17 protein-coding genes and 1 pseudogene are annotated in these 18,641 nt (G+C 44.7%); 5 read left to right on the forward strand and 13 right to left on the reverse strand.

Annotated elements, in window-relative coordinates:
* Window position 1: 1 nt before the first annotated feature.
* From PSF27_RS11710 to PSF27_RS11725, 4 genes are all read right to left on the reverse strand, one after another.
* Window positions 2–520, reverse strand: a complete 519-nt coding sequence (locus PSF27_RS11710; protein WP_206083335.1) for a fimbrial protein — start codon at window positions 518–520, stop codon at window positions 2–4.
* 74 nt (window positions 521–594) lie between these two features.
* On the reverse strand, window positions 595–852 hold the full coding sequence (locus PSF27_RS11715) for a helix-turn-helix domain-containing protein (protein WP_272681500.1): 258 nt from the start codon (window positions 850–852) through the stop codon (window positions 595–597).
* A 676-nt stretch (window positions 853–1,528) separates the two neighbouring features.
* On the reverse strand, window positions 1,529–3,229 hold the full coding sequence (locus PSF27_RS11720; RefSeq protein ID WP_272681529.1) for a lysophospholipid acyltransferase family protein: 1,701 nt from the start codon (window positions 3,227–3,229) through the stop codon (window positions 1,529–1,531).
* 98 nt (window positions 3,230–3,327) lie between these two features.
* Window positions 3,328–4,059, reverse strand: coding sequence for an SDR family oxidoreductase (locus PSF27_RS11725; RefSeq protein ID WP_272681501.1), 732 nt, complete (start codon window positions 4,057–4,059; stop codon window positions 3,328–3,330).
* 108 nt (window positions 4,060–4,167) lie between these two features.
* On the opposite strand from PSF27_RS11725, the gene PSF27_RS11730 reads away from it, so the two are divergent.
* Both PSF27_RS11730 and fdhF read left to right on the forward strand, forming a co-directional pair.
* Window positions 4,168–4,989: a LysR family transcriptional regulator gene (locus tag PSF27_RS11730; RefSeq protein WP_272681502.1), complete on the forward strand. Its 822-nt coding sequence runs from the start codon at window positions 4,168–4,170 to the stop codon at window positions 4,987–4,989.
* Window positions 4,990–5,174: 185 nt separating this feature from the next.
* Window positions 5,175–7,322 (forward strand): formate dehydrogenase subunit alpha, encoded by a 2,148-nt coding sequence (fdhF, locus tag PSF27_RS11735; RefSeq protein ID WP_206083331.1) that lies wholly within the window; start codon window positions 5,175–5,177, stop codon window positions 7,320–7,322.
* A gap of 282 nt (window positions 7,323–7,604) precedes the next feature.
* On the opposite strand, the gene PSF27_RS11740 is transcribed toward fdhF, so the two are convergent.
* Entirely contained in the window at window positions 7,605–9,221 is a 1,617-nt protein-coding gene (locus PSF27_RS11740; protein ID WP_241016806.1) for a sigma 54-interacting transcriptional regulator, read from the reverse strand.
* 398 nt (window positions 9,222–9,619) lie between these two features.
* Here PSF27_RS11740 and hydN point away from each other — a divergent pair, with 398 nt between their 5' ends.
* Genes hydN through hybG form a run of 3 tightly spaced genes read left to right on the forward strand, consistent with a single transcriptional unit; the run spans window position 9,620 to window position 10,814 of the window.
* Entirely contained in the window at window positions 9,620–10,168 is a 549-nt protein-coding gene (hydN, locus tag PSF27_RS11745) for an electron transport protein HydN (RefSeq protein ID WP_272681503.1), read from the forward strand.
* Between the two features lie 10 nt (window positions 10,169–10,178).
* Window positions 10,179–10,520 (forward strand): hydrogenase maturation nickel metallochaperone HypA, encoded by a 342-nt coding sequence (gene hypA, locus PSF27_RS11750; RefSeq protein ID WP_272681504.1) that lies wholly within the window; start codon window positions 10,179–10,181, stop codon window positions 10,518–10,520.
* Between the two features lie 21 nt (window positions 10,521–10,541).
* On the forward strand, window positions 10,542–10,814 hold the full coding sequence (gene hybG, locus PSF27_RS11755) for a hydrogenase maturation factor HybG (protein WP_272681505.1): 273 nt from the start codon (window positions 10,542–10,544) through the stop codon (window positions 10,812–10,814).
* 58 nt (window positions 10,815–10,872) lie between these two features.
* Here hybG and hycI read toward each other — a convergent pair whose 3' ends face one another.
* The 8 genes and pseudogenes from hycI to PSF27_RS11795 all read right to left on the reverse strand — a co-directional run bounded on the left by hycI (window position 10,873) and on the right by PSF27_RS11795 (window position 18,637).
* Window positions 10,873–11,325 carry a hydrogenase maturation peptidase HycI gene (gene hycI, locus PSF27_RS11760; RefSeq protein WP_241016816.1) on the reverse strand — a complete coding sequence of 151 codons (453 nt, stop codon included), beginning with the start codon at window positions 11,323–11,325 and terminating at the stop codon, window positions 10,873–10,875.
* A gap of 180 nt (window positions 11,326–11,505) precedes the next feature.
* Window positions 11,506–11,877, reverse strand: a pseudogene (locus PSF27_RS11765) (formate hydrogenlyase maturation HycH family protein); the annotation flags it as partial.
* Window positions 11,870–12,652: an NADH-quinone oxidoreductase subunit B family protein gene (locus PSF27_RS11770; RefSeq protein WP_206083326.1), complete on the reverse strand. Its 783-nt coding sequence runs from the start codon at window positions 12,650–12,652 to the stop codon at window positions 11,870–11,872. The gene PSF27_RS11770 and the pseudogene PSF27_RS11765, both read right to left, overlap by 8 nt.
* Window positions 12,652–13,200 carry a hydrogenase 4 subunit H gene (gene hyfH, locus PSF27_RS11775; RefSeq protein WP_272681506.1) on the reverse strand — a complete coding sequence of 183 codons (549 nt, stop codon included), beginning with the start codon at window positions 13,198–13,200 and terminating at the stop codon, window positions 12,652–12,654. The genes PSF27_RS11770 and hyfH overlap by 1 nt, the downstream gene beginning before the upstream one ends.
* Before the next feature lie 14 nt (window positions 13,201–13,214).
* Window positions 13,215–14,948, reverse strand: a complete 1,734-nt coding sequence (locus PSF27_RS11780) for a hydrogenase large subunit (RefSeq protein WP_206083324.1) — start codon at window positions 14,946–14,948, stop codon at window positions 13,215–13,217.
* 1 nt (window position 14,949) lies between these two features.
* The gene (locus PSF27_RS11785; RefSeq protein WP_206083323.1) at window positions 14,950–16,527 is read right to left on the reverse strand and encodes a hydrogenase 4 subunit F; all 1,578 of its coding nucleotides are present in this window, start codon (window positions 16,525–16,527) and stop codon (window positions 14,950–14,952) included.
* A gap of 4 nt (window positions 16,528–16,531) precedes the next feature.
* Entirely contained in the window at window positions 16,532–17,182 is a 651-nt protein-coding gene (hyfE, locus tag PSF27_RS11790) for a hydrogenase 4 membrane subunit (RefSeq protein WP_206083322.1), read from the reverse strand.
* 12 nt (window positions 17,183–17,194) lie between these two features.
* Window positions 17,195–18,637 (reverse strand): hydrogenase 4 subunit D, encoded by a 1,443-nt coding sequence (locus tag PSF27_RS11795; RefSeq protein ID WP_206083321.1) that lies wholly within the window; start codon window positions 18,635–18,637, stop codon window positions 17,195–17,197.
* Window positions 18,638–18,641 lie beyond the last annotated feature (4 nt).

Here is an 18,641-nt window from a genome sequence, read left to right on the forward strand (position 1 = left end):
ATTACTTATATGCTACGGCATATGTTGCGCTTGAAATCACTGTACCTTCAGTCACAGTTTGACCTGTCGTCGCTAACATTCTTGCTTTGAATTTCATGTTTCCAATAGCATCAGTACCATTGCCAAAATCAACGGTTTGGCTGTTATACGTGACATCTTGGTTAGGCGTTGTCGAGTTGGTTGCTGTCAGTTGGATTGACACGCCATTAGCAGTCCCTTTCATGTTTGCAAGGCCTGAGTTAGTAAACCCTGCGCTCTGCCAACCCACTTGACCGCTAGTTTTTTTCAAGCATTCATCAGTACGTGGGACTAAATCAAACTCAACATAATCACCATTTTTATCTGCAGTGGTCATTTGGCCTAGATCGATAGTTGATTTAACTAGTCCACCCACTTCTGTATCGATATCACAGGTTTCTGATGTCACTGCGCCAATGAACTGAACTTCACCGGTATTAGCAAAGGTATATCCACTGAATAGCGCGCCACTTACCATTAATGGTAATAATAATTTTTTCATTAAATAACTCTCCATATTTGTATGCATATTAATTTTTTAATTAATAATCAAACTACGAAATAAAAACTTAAACATTAAGAATTATCATTTAACTCATTAAATGATAAAAATTCTTCCCAAGATACATCTAGTATTTTCAATATGTCATTTAACATTGTAACGGTAATGTTTGTTATTCCATTCTCATACCGGGATACTTGCTGCTGACTCACATTCAACATAACACCTAAATCCTTCCCAGTTATGTCCATGCGTTTTCTTTTATTTCTAATAAAACATCCAATTTTTTTATTAAAAATATTTGGTCTTATAAAACTAGAGTATTCATTCATTCCTACCCCCTATTTAATTATAAAATTCAAATATTCAACATAAGTAGGATTTCGCATAATATATTGGCACATGATATTAGAGTAAAAACGTTTGTGCCGATCGATAATATAATATTGATAGTTACTACCTATCGCAATAGATTATTTGATCGGAAATACCGATCATCTAAATAAAGAAAACTCAATTAACCAATTGATAATAAACGGTTGCTTTATTTTTTGATAATATATTTAATGTTATGTTTTTAATTTTTTAATTACAAAATTTAACATATAAATTGATATTTTAAATTGATTATGAAATATAATATTACATATAGTTACATTTATTTTTATATAGAAACATGAAAGATAAATAACATTAAAATAAAACTAAATAGCATTTAAATCATATTAACAAGGATAAAATGACAATATTTTCCAATGGAAAATTAAATATCAAAGGAATACCAAACTCATAACCCATTTTATGGGTAATGTAAAAATAAAAAAATTAACTTATTAAATGAGTATATTTTAGATAAGTAAAATGGAATAGTGATGCATTTGTTTCATAATGAAAACAAATTAAGCTGTTACACGAAAATGAATATTATTAGTGATTACCATTCTATTAAATGATAATCACTAATAAAAACTACAATTTACAAAAAAATAACAGTACCGAAATCAAAATTTATAAGTGCACCCCAACATATCGCTGATAACGTATTGGCTTTAGCTTGGTTAAATCCACCAACACCAAACCATCGATACAATCATTGAATGATGGATCTGTACCAAAATCCATAAATTGCACGCCACCAGGCTCACATAGCTCAGTGTACTGCTTATAAAGTGTCGGGATAGAACAACCGATGTTATTTAATAAGCTTTTGAGTTTTACCAAGTCTTCTTGGTAATTATCACCAGTGAATTGCGCTAACACCTGCGGTAAAGAGGCTGGATAGGGCTTGTGGGATTGTGCCATTGACTGTTCAGCAGAAAAATATAAGCGGTAAAAAGTGATCAATAAATCACGCGCGGCGATAGGCATCGCCCCCGAAATGGAGACAGGGCCAAATAGATAACGGTATTGGGGGTATTTGGCTAAATAGGCCCCAATGCCTAACCACAAATAATCCAACCCACGTTTTCCCCAATATTTCGGCTGAATAAAACTACGGCCTAATTCAATACCTTGAGCAAGAATGGGAAGCATGCCTTCGTCATAGTGGAATAAGCTAGAGCTGTAGATCCCCGCTAACCCTTTGGTTTCAATTTGCTTTTCAGTGGGGATAAAACGATAAGCGCCAACGATATCGAGCTCATCGTCATCCCACAACACCAAGTGATAATAATCGTCATCATAGCTATCTAAATCACGGCGCTTGCCTGAACCTTCCCCTACCGCACGAAACGAAATCTCACGAAGTCGCCCTAATTCACGCAATATGGGCGAGCGAACTTCTTGATGCCGTTGATAAAGGTAAATCGCTTTGCCATCTGGCGATGTCCCCAAACGCTCACAAGCCGCCAATGCTTTTTTCAGCTCAAGTCGGTCTTCAGGTAATGCAATTGCCGCTTCACTGCTAAACAGCCCTTCTTTTTCTTTTCCTAATAAATAGACATGGCGGCGAAAGCGTTCAGCCAATTCGTGGGCTTTCGTGTGGCCATCATACCAATGACTAAAAGGAATACGCCCCCCAACACGAATTTTGAGTTTTTTACCCCGTTGCTGAAACATTTCTCTGACTAACATCAACGTGGACAACGGCTTGTAAACCAATGATGCCAAATAAAACAAATGGCTATTTCGCCCCTGAATATGCATTGGCACAATCGCAGCGCGCGCTTTCGCGGCTAAGCGTAAAAAACCCGTGCGCCAGTGATTATCGCGAATGCCTTTACTACTGAGCCGTGAAACCTCCCCCGCTGGAAATACAATTAGCGCCCCGCGGTTATCCAAGTGCTGTTGCATTGCTTCCACTTGCTGGCGATTGGTTCGGTTGTTGATATTATCAACGGTAATAAACAAGCTTTTTAGTGGTTCAATATAGTTAAGAAACTGGTTTGCAACAATTTTCACATCAGGGCGTACGGTTGCCACGGTTCGTAATAATGCTAGTCCATCTAACGAGCCTATTGGATGGTTTGCCACTAAAACAACAGGGCCTTCTGCGGGGATATTTTCCAAATCACCATCCGTTAATTCACAGCGAATATTGAAATGCTCAATGACTTGTTCAATAAGATCCAACCCTTTCAAATGAGGGTAGTCTTGGGCAAATTGACTAAATTCTTTTTCGAAAAGGAGGCGTTTTAATACACTGCGTTTCCATGCAGGTGGGGATTGATGTGGGTATATATCGTGGAGTAAGGCATCGACACTAAACATCATGTTATCTCCATCCGAGCTGAGTTACTGCGAACTTAAGTCAAATGCATGACAACATGATGGTAGTTTTATGACAAAGTGATGAAACAATGAACAGACTACGCCTGCTGGCGGGTTGCCGCTAAAACGATCTCACGGATACACACCGATTGTGGCTGTTGATAAGCAAAACGAATGGTATTGGCAACATCCTCTGCTGACAACACAAGTCCCCCCATCTCTTTTTTCCACTCTTGGTAACCTGATTTAATCCCTTCATCTGTGGTATGGCTAAGTAATTCTGTTTCAACCGCTCCCGGTGCAATGGTGATCACACGAACATTATGCGGGGCAAGCTCTTCGCGTAAATTTTCAGAAATACCGTGAACAGCAAATTTAGTGCCCACATACGCCACATGGTTTGGAAAGGTTTTTCGCCCTGCAACTGAACTGATATTAATAATCGTGCCACTTTTACGCGCAACCATGCCATCCGCAACTGCACGAATGCCATTCAACACGCCTTTAATATTCACCTCCACCATGATATCCCATTGATTTGGATCTTGATTAGTCATGTCACCTAAAAGCATAACACCTGCGTTATTGACTAAGCCATCAACTGGGCCAAACTGCGCCTCTGCTTCTTTAACGGCATTCACAAATGCGGTTCTATCCGTAACATCTATAGATTTACATAACGTATTAGGTAAATTTAATGCCAACATTGGCTCAATACGGCGTGCCAGTAATAAAAGTGCATGACCTTCATTGGATAACATTTTTGCCGTCGCAAGACCAATACCTGAGCTCGCGCCAGTAATCACCACTAATGATTTTACATTTTGCATATTGCGTCCATATAAATTTAATTGATGTCTAAAACCATGAGCAGACTATATTTCATCCGTAAGTTACATTAAAATGGTTTATTCTTCTCACAGACATCAAAAAAATCTATGGATTATCGCCAACTTCACGCCTTTATCGCCGTTTTCGAAGAACGCAATATCACCACGGCTGCACGACGGTTATTTCTCACACAGCCTGCGCTCTCAGCAACGATCAAAACGCTGGAAGATAACCTAGGCACTCAGCTGTTTAACCGCTTACCAAGAGGCGTTGATGTCACTGAAGATGCACGAATTTTATACCCTCACGCACAACGCATGGTGGCTGAACTAGACACACTGGCAAGCAGCTTTAAACGTGAAAAAAACCGCCAGCCTCTGCAAATTGGCATTGAAGAGGATATCGCTAATCAGCACATTTGCGCGTTCCTAAAACAAGTTCAAGACCCTGATTTTCATTTATTAATTGTCCTAGAGTCGGGTTGCAAAGGGGATATCCGTCTTGCTTGCGAAGAAATGCGCTGTGAAGATGAGCTGTTTATTCCACTCATTAGTGAGCCATTTGTTTTAGCAATATCACCAGAGCACTCTCTTGCAAGTAAAGACGTCATTCAACTCGCTGATTTACACGGATTGTGTTGGGTGATGTGCCCTGAGCTCACTTGGCACCAGCGTTTTTTACCGATTTACGGCGCGACGGCAAACTCCCCTTCCGCCCATGCCAGCACCTTTTCCCTCGCGCTTGGTCTAGTCGCGCTCAACTTAGGCGTAGCAATCGTGCCGCAATCCCTTGCCAGTGAACATGCCAATATTGTTTTTCACCCTTTGCCAACTCATGCACTTTCTCGGCGTATTGGCGTATGTTATGCCATCCAATCATTATCTTCCCCTGCGGTAGAGCAGCTTATCAACCATTTAGCTCGTCAATAGCCGTCGACACTTTTGACGATCACGGAGTTCGCCAAACGCTACAAGACGATGTTAGACACATCAAAAACAATAAATTCAATCAGTTAGATAACAATAAATTTACCTTAAAAATTGGCATAAACCCTGCATTAGCTTAAGTGTTAAGGCGGCAATGACCGCTACATAAAAACACAGGAGCAATGTTGATGGAAAAAGTCATCACCGTCTGCCCGTATTGCGCCTCAGGCTGTAAAATATACCTGAAGGTGGAAAACGGGAAGATCATCGGCGCAGAGGGCGCAAATGGTCACACCAATGAAGGGGAGCTCTGCCTAAAAGGTTATTATGGCTGGGACTTCATTCACGATACGAAAATCTTAACGCCTCGCTTAAAAAATCCGATGATCCGTCGTGAGCGTGGTGGCAAACTTGAAGTGGTTTCATGGGAAGAAGCCATTGAATTTGCCAGTTCTCGATTACTGGCAATCAAAGAAAAATACGGCCCTAAAGCCATCATGACGACAGGTTCATCCCGCGGTCCAGGGAATGAAGCCAACTTTGTGATGCAGAAATTTGTTCGAGCGGCAGTCGGTAGCAATAATATCGACTGCTGCGCACGTGTCTGACACGGCCCTTCGGTTGCAGGTCTGCAGCGTTCGGTCGGTAATGGCGCAATGAGCAACTCAATTGTTGAAATTGAGGATACCAAATGTATTTTTGTCTTCGGTTACAATGCCGCGGACTCACACCCTATTGTCGCTCGCCGAATTTTAAAAGCGAAAGAAAAAGGGGCTCAAATTATTGTTTGCGATCCGCGTTATATTGAAACTGCGCGCATTGCAGATATTCACTTACCTTTGAAAAACGGGTCAAACATTGCGTTACTGAATGCGTTTGCCCACGTGATCATCGAAGAAAATCTGTATGACAAAGCGTTTATTGATGCACATACTGAAAAATTCGATGAATATCGTACCTTAGTCGCACCTTATACTCCTGAATCAGTGGAAGAAACGACGGGTATCAAAGCAGAAGACATTCGCAAAACGGCTCGCATGTACGCCAAAGCAGAAAGCGCGACAATTTTGTGGGGCATGGGTGTCACCCAATTCTATCAAGGTGTTGAAACCGTTCAATCCCTTACTAGCCTTGCGCTATTAACAGGGAATTTAGGTAAACCACATGTTGGTGTTGGCCCTGTTCGTGGTCAAAATAACGTGCAAGGTGCCTGCGATATGGGGGCACTACCAAATACTCTGCCAGGCTATCAATATGTGTCGGATACCGCTGCACTGGAAAAATTTGCCAAATTCTGGGGGATTGAAAGCATGCCTGCAGAAAACGGTATTCCACTGAGCGAAGTACCACACTTTATTGATGAGGGCGTATTAAAAGCCCACTATGTGATGGGGGAAGACCCACTACAAACAGAGCCAGACCTTGCCACTATCCGCCGTACCTTCGATAAGCTCGAGCTATTGATTGTCCAAGACATCTTCATGACCAAAACTGCGTCGATTGCCGATGTGATTTTCCCTGCCACCTCTTGGGGGGAACATGAAGGGGTATATACCGCCGCTGACCGTGGTTTCCAACGCTTCTATAAAGCAGTTGAGCCTGTCGGCGACGTGAAAACAGACTGGGAAATCATCAGCCTAATGTCAACGGCCATGGGCTACCCAATGCACTACAACAACACCAAAGAAATTTGGGATGAGTTACGTGAATTGTGCCCGATTTACTATGGCGCGACCTATGAAAAAATGGCGGACTTAGCCTATATTCAATGGCCGTGTAAGACATTAGAAAGCCCTGGCACGGAGTATTTGTACGAAGGTGGTCAATTCGACACGCCAAATGGCAAAGGCCAATTCTTTACCTGCGACTGGCGTCCACCGATTGATCAAGTCAGCACGGAATACCCAATGGTGTTAGCTACAGTGCGTGAGGTGGGTCACTACTCCTGTCGCTCAATGACGGGGAACTGTAAAGCGTTGGCAGCATTAGCGGATGAACCTGGTTTTGTGCAAATCAATACCGCAGATGCAAAAGCGTTAGGGATAAAAGATCAGGAGCTGGTTTGGGTGGCATCACGGCAAGGCAAAGTCATTACTAGAGCCAATATCAGTGACCGACCCAATAAAGGCGCGGTATATATGACTTATCAGTGGTGGATTGGTGCCTGTAATGAGCTCGTGGCAGAAAACCTCAGTCCAATCACCAAGACCCCTGAATATAAGTACTGTGCAGTGCGAGTTGAACCGATTGCGGATCAACAAAAAGCCGAGTACTTCGTTGTTCAGGAATACACTGGAATTAAACGTCGTTTACGCGAGGCCGCAGAAGGCCTTTAATTTGCGTTAAACAATCAATTAAGCCAATGGTTTCAATCAAACCATTGGCTTTTTTATTTAGTTAATTAATAATAAATATATTAATAAAATATTGGTAATTTGTTATTCAGTCTGATTTCAAAAAAATTAAATTATATTTGAATAAATTTAATCACAGTAGTGACTTTCAAATATAAATAATAATTAATTTCATTAAGGAAATTATTATTTATTTTCATATGACTACCAATTATACAAAAATAACAATAACCAGCCTGATAAATATAATCAAAAAATAAAGAATTAGAATAAATCTTGAACCGAGATCCCTAACCGCTGCATACGTGATAATAATGTGGTGCGTTTTAACCCTAAGCGAGTTGCCGCCCCCCTAGCCCCAGCGACCACACCGTTTGTTGCCCGTAACGCCGCAATAATTCGATCCCTTTCTTCATCATCACTTTCGGGGGCAGCTGTTTGCATGCGTTTTTCTATAGCGCTTGGTTTTTCAAAAGCATTTTTAAGGCGTGAAGGCTTTGGGATACTGAGTTCATGCAGTTGTAAATTCAAGGTATTTCCGCGGGTTAAAATCACTGCCCGCTCAATGACATTTTCCAACTCACGGACATTACCAGGCCATGGATACAACGATAGCTGCGCTAGTGCATCACGGGGGATACACTCAATTTTACGGTTCATACGCTGCGCAATTTTTTGCGTAAAATGGGTGGCAAGTAGTGGAATATCTTCAGGCCTTTCACGTAGCGGAGGAATCATAATCGGAAACACATTCAGCCGATAATACAGATCTTCGCGGAACTCACGCTCATCCGTCATGCCCTTTAAATCACGGTTAGTTGCCGCAATCAAGCGCACATCCACAGGAATGACTTTGTTACCACCAATACGTTCTATTTCACGTTCTTGCAGCACGCGAAGTAATTTTGGTTGCAATTCCAATGGCATATCGCCGATTTCATCTAAAAAAAGTGTGCTTTTATCCGCCATTTCAAAGCGGCCAATGTGCGTTGTCGTTGCCCCAGTAAACGCGCCTTTGTCATGACCAAATAAGTCACTTTCCAACAAGCCTGAAGGGATAGCGGCACAATTCATTTTAATAATTGCACGGCGATGCCGGTCACTTAGCCTGTGAATAGCGCGAGCAATTAGCTCTTTGCCTGTCCCTGTTTCCCCTAAAATCAATACGGTACTGTCGCTGCGTGCCACTAAATCCACTTGTTCGAGCACATTACGCATGGCTGCACTTTGGAAAATAATTTCACTAAAGCTTTCATTGCCGTGAATTTGCTCATTCAGCCAGAGATTTTCATTTTTTAGGCTATCTTTTAAACGTGTAATTTCACCATATGCCGCTGCATTATCCACTGCAATCGCAAAACGCGCCGCAATCTGCTTGAGTAAATTGCAGTTATCGTCGGTGAAAATGCGGGTATCTTCATGGGATAATACCAAAACACCAAGGGGTTTATGGTTAAATGCTAACGGCAATAATAATGTTTCCGTCATCCCTTGAGCACACAGGTGCTGATACAGCGGGTCTTGGGTAGATTGGTCAAGAGTCAACCGCATAGATTGGTTATTTTCAAGTACTTGGGTTAAATCAGGATGTAATTCGTTTAAATGATATTGGGTCTTTTCAACGGGTTTTCCGCGGCAATAATAGCTTGAATAACAAAGGTATACCGCTGAGCTATAATTATCACACAGGGCGATACTAATTTGGCTAATACCGAAAAAACGGTAAATTTCCCGAGACACTTCTGCAACTAATCCATCCATTTCTAAGTGTGATAAAACGGAATTAGTAATATCTACCAGTATTCGATATTGGTCGCGTTCATGGCGTATACGTTCATTGCTTTCAGAGATCCCCACAAATACCCCATTCTTTTTAATCATTTCCTTGAGATGTTATAAACACTCAAACTAATGGCTATTGATATAATTGAACATCAATACGACACCAAATAAGATTATTGTAATGACTCTAAAGAAAAATAATATCATTGACTGATTTAACTTTGATCCAATCCCCTATTTTTTTCTGCAAATTAAAATGTAATATATTTTTTTATATAGCGATTAAAATTAAACTTCGTCATTATTGTCGAATGACGTGTCGAATATATTTTTCTCCGCAGATAAAACACCTCGTTATTTATTAATCTACTGATTTAACTGAATTTAATTATTCCATCAATTTGGCACGATCCATGCTTATAACTGAGTATCTAAATTGAAAACAATTACATCGGAACGTTGAATGTATTGTCTCATCTATCATTCAGGAGAGTAGGATGAACCGTTTCATCATTGCAGATCCAAAAAAATGCATTGGCTGCCATACCTGTGAAGTCGCGTGTGTGGTGTCCCACCAAGAACAAGAAACGGGGATCGCCACGGTCGTCAAAGATGAATTTTTCCCGCGTATTCATGTATTAAAAGGTTATACCGTCAGTACGGCGGTGGTATGCCGCCAATGTGAGGATGCCCCCTGTGCCAATGTGTGTCCAAATGGCGCGATTAGCCGTAAAGATGACTTTGTCTATGTTAACCAATCAAAATGTATTGGCTGTAAAACCTGTGTCATCGCCTGCCCTTACGGCACCATGGAAGTCATTAGCCGCCAAGTCGACCAGCAAGTGACCGCCCTCAATACCATTCCACAATACCGCGCTGAAGCCCATAAATGTGATTTGTGCCATACCCGCGATGGCGGGCCTGCCTGCGTAGAAGTGTGTCCAACCGAAGCGTTAATGATTGTCGATAGAAACCGCATGGATGAAATCGTTAAAGAACGTCGACGCCGTGCTGCCTTTGAAATTCCCCCTGAAATCTTATTGTAAGGAGCGTGCCATGCATGAGGTCGCATTATGCCAAAATGCCTTTGAAATCATTGAGCAACACGCTAAGCAAAACCATGCACAGCGCGTCACAGGGGTTTGGCTCGAATTAAGTGCGGTCTCTTGTGTTGAAGAATCTGCGGTGCATTTTTGTTTCGACATTATTTGCCGCAATACCCTTGCGCAAGGGGCTATGCTCCATGTGTCTACCGTGCCCGCACAGGCACAATGCCGCGATTGCCAACGTACCGTGCAAATTACCCAATTTGAAGCGGGTTGCTCACACTGTGGTAGCCGAAACTTGCACGTAGACAGCAGCAGTAGCATGCAGGTCAAACAGATTGAAGTTGAATAATATTCTATGTAGGAGTTTGTTATGTGTTTAGGCATCCCAGGGAAAGTGGTCAGCGTAGGCGAGCCCCCAATGGATACCGCCCAAGTTGAAGTCTGCGGCGTCAAACGCGATGTGAATATTGCGCTGGTGTGTGAAGGGGAAACTGCTGCAATGGTTGGCAAGTGGGTGCTTGTTCACGTGGGCTTTGCGATGAGCATCATTGATGAGCAAGAAGCCAACGATACCCTAGCCGCACTCATGGCGATGGAAGAAGTCGAGGAAGATGTAGGCTACTTTTTACGAGGTAATGCTTAAGCCGAGGACAAATCGCAGTGCCTCACCGCACTGCGACCCTCCCCCCCTTAGGGGCTGTTTATTCCCCTTCAAATAGGGTAAACCCACCTAACCCTTGCCACTGCGGCAGCGCGGCATACACTTGCTGCACAGCTGAAATCACTTTCTCGTTCATTGGCATATAAAAACCCACTAGATCGGGTTGAATACCTAAGAAAATAATCTCCTCAATATCCTCTTTTAATTGGTCGATTAAAAAATTGAGCGGCAAATTATGGGTACTCATAATAAACATTTCAGCGATATCATCGGGATCAATAATTCGTATTTCCCCTGGTGCTAAGCCAATATCGGCGGCATCCACAATCAACAAGCGCTGGGGTTTTAATGCACGTACTTGGTGAGACACGCTTTCAGGGCTGCTCCCGCCGTTAATTGCCTGCCAGCCCTCAATGGGGTTGGCTTGCATTAAATCAAATAGCATCGGCCCTGCACCGTCGTCCCCCATCATGCTATTCCCCACCGCTAACATTAAGTTTTGCACTGGTGATTGATTTTGCGAAGACGATTGATTTTGCGAACGTAATGAATTCTTTGCAGAAGGTTCATCGTCGAATAACATCGAACTTTGTCGGGTTGTATGCCCCACGCCCTGCCGCTTCACAATCAAATAAATGACGGGTTCCCGCTCAATTTCACCTAGCAGCTGAATCAGCGTTTCGCTCCACGCTTGGTAAGGGGACTGCGGGTCTTTGGCAAAACCATCTAATGCCAGCGCTAACATATTGGTATGGGTCGAGTCGATATTAATTTCGCCAAAGGTGATTAAGCCTTGTAACTTACGACGAGCCTCACCCTCTGGTAAGGCTTGAACCCATGATTGATAACCCGCTAGCGGACAAACTAACTCCGTTTTTAGGCAATCAATCATCCCAACGTGATGACCAATCGCCAACGAGTAATACATCACTTGCTGGGCATCTTCTGGAATGTCATCGTCACTGTCGACAAACTTTTGGCGCAAAGACCAAAAAAAGACTTCGCCTTCCGTTGGCGAAGGGCTAGCCGAAGCTGGACTACTCATGAATGCCTCCTTGCTTCAACACAGTGACTAAACGGTTAACAATGTCACGCAGACGGGGGTCTTGTTCTTCGTTAAGCCACGCTTGTAGCGTACTTTGCACTTGGGCAGGGCTTGCGCCATCCAATAAGGATAAAAATCGATCACTAATTTCACGGCCTTGGTAATAACCCGCTTGGCGGCGTGCTTCACGTTCGATCATCACCCGAGTGGCTAATGGAATTGATGGCAATAAAAGTTCTACTCGTTCACCATCAGCTTCATGGTGGTCTTGCGCTGATAATTTTTGTTTCAGTAAACCCAGTGCCACGGCAAAGCCATAAATGGTCGCCGCAGGTGTTGGCGGGCAACCTGGGATCCACACATCGATTGGCACGATGTGCTCGCTACCGCCCCACACGCAATACAGATCATGAAAAATACCGCCGCCGCAACCGCACGCCCCATACGAGATACAAATTTTTGGGTCGGGGGCGGATTCATAAGCCCGAAGTGCTGGCATGCGCATGGCGCGAGTCACTGCGCCAGTAAATAGCAAAATATCCGCATGGCGCGGGGAGGCAACCACTTTTATCCCAAAACGTTCTGCATCAAAAACGGGAGTAATTGCCGAGAAAATTTCGATTTCGCAGCCATTACAGCCACCACAGTCAACACGATACACATAGGCAGAGCGCTTGATGTCTTTGAGCAGCGTACTTTTCAGTTTAGCCACTTGCTCATCCAATTGGATAGGCTGGCTAACATGGTGATTAATAGGAATATCTGGCAGACTCATTATTTATCTCCCTCAATGTGCAAGCGGAAATTTTGGCGGTCATTGTTCAGCAAATTGTTTTTTTGTTTACAGCATGGACAGGTTTCATACATCGGGCGTAGCGCTTCAATACCGCTTTCTTCGATACCTGATGCCACCATTAACGCCATCGCGTAATCCACCGATTTTTTAGGGGCGAATGCTTCGCCACATTCACGGCAATGTTGTAAGCGGAAAGTGCCTTTCATGTACAAATCAGCCTTGTTCATGACTGCTGTTTCAAATTCTTCCGTTAAATGGATAGCGCGAGTCGGGCATACCTCTTCACAACGGGCACAGTAGATGCAGCGCCCGAGGAATAACTGCCAACGACGCTCACCACTTGCTAAGTCAGTTTCCATGGTTAATGCATTGGCGGGACAAGCCGAAATACAAGCCCCACAGGCAATACACTGCTGTGGGTCATACTCAGGTTTACCGCGAAATCCGTGTGCCACTTCGAGGGGCTTGAACGGGTATTTCACCGTTGCCGTTCCTGCATTTTGAAGGGTTTTAAACAGTTTAAACATAATATGCCCTCCGCCTATTTCATTATCGACGTTTTACGGTCGATGCTGTGCTGCTCAAGTTCTTTGTATGCCACTGTTTTCGCTTTACGTTTTTTCACGTCCACCAGCGTCACACGGTCGGTACAAGAGTAACAAGGGTCAAGACTACCGATGATCAGCGGCGCATCAGAAACGGTATTGCCCTGCAGCATATAGCGCAGCACTGGCCAGTTGGCATAGGTCGCCGCACGGCAACGCCAGCGATACAGTTTTTGGTTATCCCCTAACATGCTCCAGTGAACATCTTCCCCACGCGGCGCTTCGGTATAGCCCAACGCAAATTTATGTGGTTGATAGGTAAAGCCTTCTGTGAGGATTGGCCCTTCTGGCATATTATCCAGCGCGTATTCAATCATCGACAAGGAATCCAGTGTTTCTTTAATACGCACCATCACCCTTGAATACACATCGCAGCCATCAAGACTGAATAAGGTTTTTGGTAAGTTGCCATAATCGGCAAATGGGTGATCAAAGCGCACATCACGTTTAAAACCACTCGCGCGGATCATGGGCCCGACAGGGCTGTAGTCACGGGCAACTTGTGGCTCTAAGCGACCAACACCCACGGTACGTTGCTCCATATTTGGCGTGCTCAGTAGCATATCCACTAATTGAGTAACGTCGCGGCGCATTTCTTGTACCAATTGAATAGTTTTTACGCGCTGTTCTTTGAGAAAATCACGGCGAACACCACCAATCAGGTTAGTTCCGTAAGTTTTACGCGCCCCTGTCAGCAACTCCGCCATGGTCATGGATTTTTCACGCACACGGAAAAACTGCATAAACCCAGTGTCGAACCCTGTAAAGTGGCTCGCTAGGCCAATATTCAACAAGTGGCTGTGAAGACGCTCAACTTCTAAAAGGACACTGCGAATGGTGTGCGCACGTTGCGGCACGTAGATACCAAGGGCATTTTCTACGGATGAGGTATACGCCACACTGTGAGTAAAGCCGCAGATCCCGCAGACACGGTCAGATAAAAACGTCACTTCGTTATAGCCCATGCGAGTTTCCGCAAGTTTCTCCATCCCACGGTGCACATAGAACATACGGTAATCCGCATCGACAATACGTTCACCATCGACGAATAAACGAAAGTGACCTGGTTCATCAGAAGTAATATGCAATGGGCCGATTGGCACAACACGGCTTTGGGTTTTGCTGTCGTTAATAAACTCGTAGGTTTCAGTGTCTGTGGTTGGCGCAGGGCGCTGGCGATAGTCCATCGTGTCTTTGCGCAGCGGGTATAAATCTTCAGGCCAATCATCGGGCAGCACTAAGCGGCGCTCATCAGGCAAGCCAACAGGGCGCAGGCCGTACATATCACGGATTTCACGTTCTCCCCACACTGCAGCAGGGACACGCGGCGTCACAGACGGGAACTCTTGGGTGATTGGGCTAACAAAGGCTTTCACCGTCACCCAACACTTTTCCCCTTCTTCCATCGAGAGTGCGTAATACACCGCGAATTGGCCGTTAAGTGGGCGTTCATCATTGCCCCATAAAACAGGCAGCCAACCGCCACAGCCGTAGTAAAGAAACTCTACCACGTCAGGTAGCATATCCGTTTTTACGGTAATGGTGAGCTGATTAGCGGTTTGCCACTCTTCATCCAGTACCGCATGGGGAAATTTCTCGCGGACTTGTGCCAGATAGCCAACGCCTTTACGAACGCCTTGAAGGGTATCTGTATAGTTCTGATAGCTCACGTTATTTCTCCTGCACTGATGCGGTAGAGGCGCTAACACCCCACGGCCATTGATAATGTAATTGAGTAGATTCTGTTGGTGCTGTGCTATCGGTTAAGACAATGGTGGCTGCATTTTCAAGTAAGCGGCTTACAGGCTGCGGAATATGCGTTCCCATCACTAACATCAATACGATGAGAATAGCCATTGGTAAGGTAGTTAAAATACCCAGCTCACCACGGGACACACAATCAGGTTGCGCGCCAAATAAGGTTTTCGAAATCATGCGTACTAACCCACCTAACACGATAGTGATCAATACTAAAACCAACAGTGTTAACCAAAAATGGTCAGCTGCGATCCCCGCAACCACAATCATGAATTCACTGAGGAAAATATTGAATGGCGGCATCCCGCCAAGGGCTAATGCGCCTCCCGCAAATACCACTGCCGTAAATGGCATGGTACGCAGTAGACCTTTCACCACGGTGATATCTCGCGTACCGTATTTCAATAGAACATTCCCAGAACCACAAAACAGCAAGGTTTTACCCAAACTATGGTTCAAGGTATGCAACAGCGCTGCTAACACGCCAAGTGGGCCACCAATACCTAACGCCACCGCAATCAACCCCATGTTTTCCACGCTGGAATAGGCCAGCAGGCGTTTCATATCTTTTTGCACTAAGATAAAAAATGCCGCAACCGCCACAGAGAGCAAACCAAACACTAGCAGTAGCGTTTGAGTGAATTCACCGCCGATCGCCGAGGTTACAATGATGTAATAGCGAATGATGATCAGCAGCGCGCAGTTAAGCAGTACCGCAGAAAGTAATGCAGACGTTGGGCTTGGTGCTTCACTGTGCGCATCGGGTAACCAAGCATGCATTGGGAATAGACCCGTTTTGGTACCAAAGCCAATTAGCACAAAAACAAAGGCTAAGTGCATTAAGGTTGGGTCGAGTAATTCAGTGTATTTCAGCACTTCGGTCCAGAAAATGGCCAGTTCAGGGTTTGGCATCACATTGACCGCATTCGCATACACTAAAATTGTCCCGAACAGACCAAATGCAACGCCTACGCTACAAATAATGATGTATTTCCACGCCGCTTCCAGTGAAGAACGCTGCCCGTAAATACCCACTAAGAATGCCGAACTCAGTGTGGTTGCCTCCACCGCTGCCCACATTAAAATCAAGTTATTACTGGTGATCACCAACAGCATGGTAAATAAGAACAAGTGGAAGAAACCATAGTAATTACATAATGTTCCTACACTAATTTCACCATCTGCCACTTCATGATTCATATAGCCGATGGAATACAAACCCGTTAAGAATCCGACAATACCTAAGATGGCGAGAAATAACCCTGCAAGGCTATCCAAATGGATCCAATTCCCTGCCATCAGTAAATCACCAACCTCATTGATGGTATTGACCATCCACAATGACAAAACCAACAGCGCCACAATGCCGACGATATGCACCAGTGTGACAACTGGCTTTGCACCGTTGCCCAGCAATCGGCACGCAAAGGCCAGCAGTGAAATAACCAGCGGCGTTGCCATTAATAATGTTAACAACATACTTTGACTCATCTCATCACCCCTTCAGCGCGGTCAGTTGATCCACGTTCAGTGTGTTGAGCGTGCGATAGATTTTACGCGCCAGTACCGCCATGATAATCACAGCGAAAATCGCATCAGTAGCAATACCGATTTCCACTAGCTCAGGCGCTTTATAAGCAAGTAAGGCCAAGGTTAGGTGAGAGCCGTTTTCCATCAAGCAGTAACCAAACGCCTGTTTAAGGATATTGCGCTGCGTCACGATGCACAGTAGGCCTAACATAAAGTGACCGAGGGAGACTGCCAACGCAGGTTTAAGCTCTGTGGCAATCGGCAATTTGATAGGCTCGACTACAAACCAGCACAACACCACAATCACTGCTGCCGCTAGCATTAACCACGCAGGGCTGATCACCCCACCGTTGGCTGACGGGTCAGACAGCTTGCGAAATGCATAACCTAAAATCACAGGAACTAAAATGACCTTGGTGATAAAAGCCGAACCTGCCCACATGGCTAATTCAGGCGCATTGAGGGTCTGGGACAAGGTGCCAAAAATCGCCACTAACACCAGCGATTGCAAGGCATAGAACCAGCACGAGGTCACCGGGCGCTTCGCCCCGATAACCAACAGCGAGGTGATCATCATCAATCCCGCTAAATTATTCACAATCATGGAACCAGTCATACTTTCTCTCCCTTAATTGAGCCAGATGACGGCGATGACACTCGAACAGAAGGACATCACGATCAGCAAACCAATCACCCACTGCATTGCCCATGGAACCGCGCTACCATTCGCCACTTCCTCACTTGGCTCACCAGGCACCACTTTACCGAACCAGTACAACAGCCACGCAAAGCTGGCGACCGATTCAATCAACACCAGCACCATGATTGGTGTGAGTATCCAGAAGTGTTCAGAAAGGGCGAAGCCTGCTGCGAAGATAGGGAATTTACTGAAGAAGCCGTTAAGTGGTGGTACCCCTGCAATTGCCAGTGCGGCAACGCAGAACCCCACGCCCAACAGTGGGTAACGTTTTGCTAAGCCACGTAAACGTGGCAACATCCTTGTTCCACAGCTATAACTCAGCGCGCCTGCAACCAAGAAGAACAAGCTTTTGGCAAATGCGTGGTTGAAAATATAGGCGATCCCCCCTTGGAAGGCCTCCTTAGAGCCAAAAACAGATAACGATAAGGCAAGGAAGATATAAGCCAGTTGAGTAATGGTTGACCATGCAAGCAGACGTTTCATGTCTTTTTGTGGCAGGTACATCATAAAACCATACACCAGAGTGATGACTGCCATCACCACGCCTACCCAACCAATGATTTCAGGCACATGATCCGAAGACATCAAGCTACGGGCGAAGATATAGACCCCTACTTTCACCATTGATGCGGCGTGTAAGTAAGCACTCACAGGGGTGGGTGCTTCCATCGCATCGGGTAGCCAAGCTTGCAGAGGCAATTGGGCTGATTTCCCCCATGCCGCAAACAAAATTCCGCCAAACACAATCAAACTTGCAGACTCATTGAGCTGGCCAATGGCACTCAACGCGAATGTCCCTGTGTTGATAAATAAGGTGGCAGCAGCCAAGTACAGCCCTAACGAACCAATGTGGGTGATAAGCAGCGCTTTCATCGCACTGCGTTGGGATTTTTCGGTTTGGTAATAACCAATCAATGCCCAAGAACATCCCCCTGTAATTTCGAAGAAGACCAACTGACCTAAAATAGTGGACGATAACACCACGCCAGCCATTGCCCCGATAAATACCAGCAAGAATGCATAATAACGGCGGGTTGGCCCATGGGCGTGTTCACGGTTCCCCTCAGTTAAATAACCCGTTGAATATAAACAGATTAAAAAACCCAAGAACACCACGGCAAACGCAATCAGGGTACTGACACCGTCAATTGTGAAGCCAAATAGTTCGACCTCCCCTGCTTGAATTAGCGTCAGTGAGGTAGCGGTTTTGCCACCCGATAAATACAACCAGCCGAGTATCCCTGTGCCGATTGAAGCAATCAATGCAACAATGGTGCTCAGCCACGGTGCCATGCGGGTGGGTAAGCTACTCACCAGTAACGCACCAATAAATGGAATAAGTAGCGTGGCGAGTGCAATATTTTCTAACATGCTG

The organism is Providencia sp. PROV129, from assembly GCF_028482245.1.
Classification (GTDB): Bacteria; Pseudomonadota; Gammaproteobacteria; order Enterobacterales; family Enterobacteriaceae; genus Providencia; species Providencia vermicola.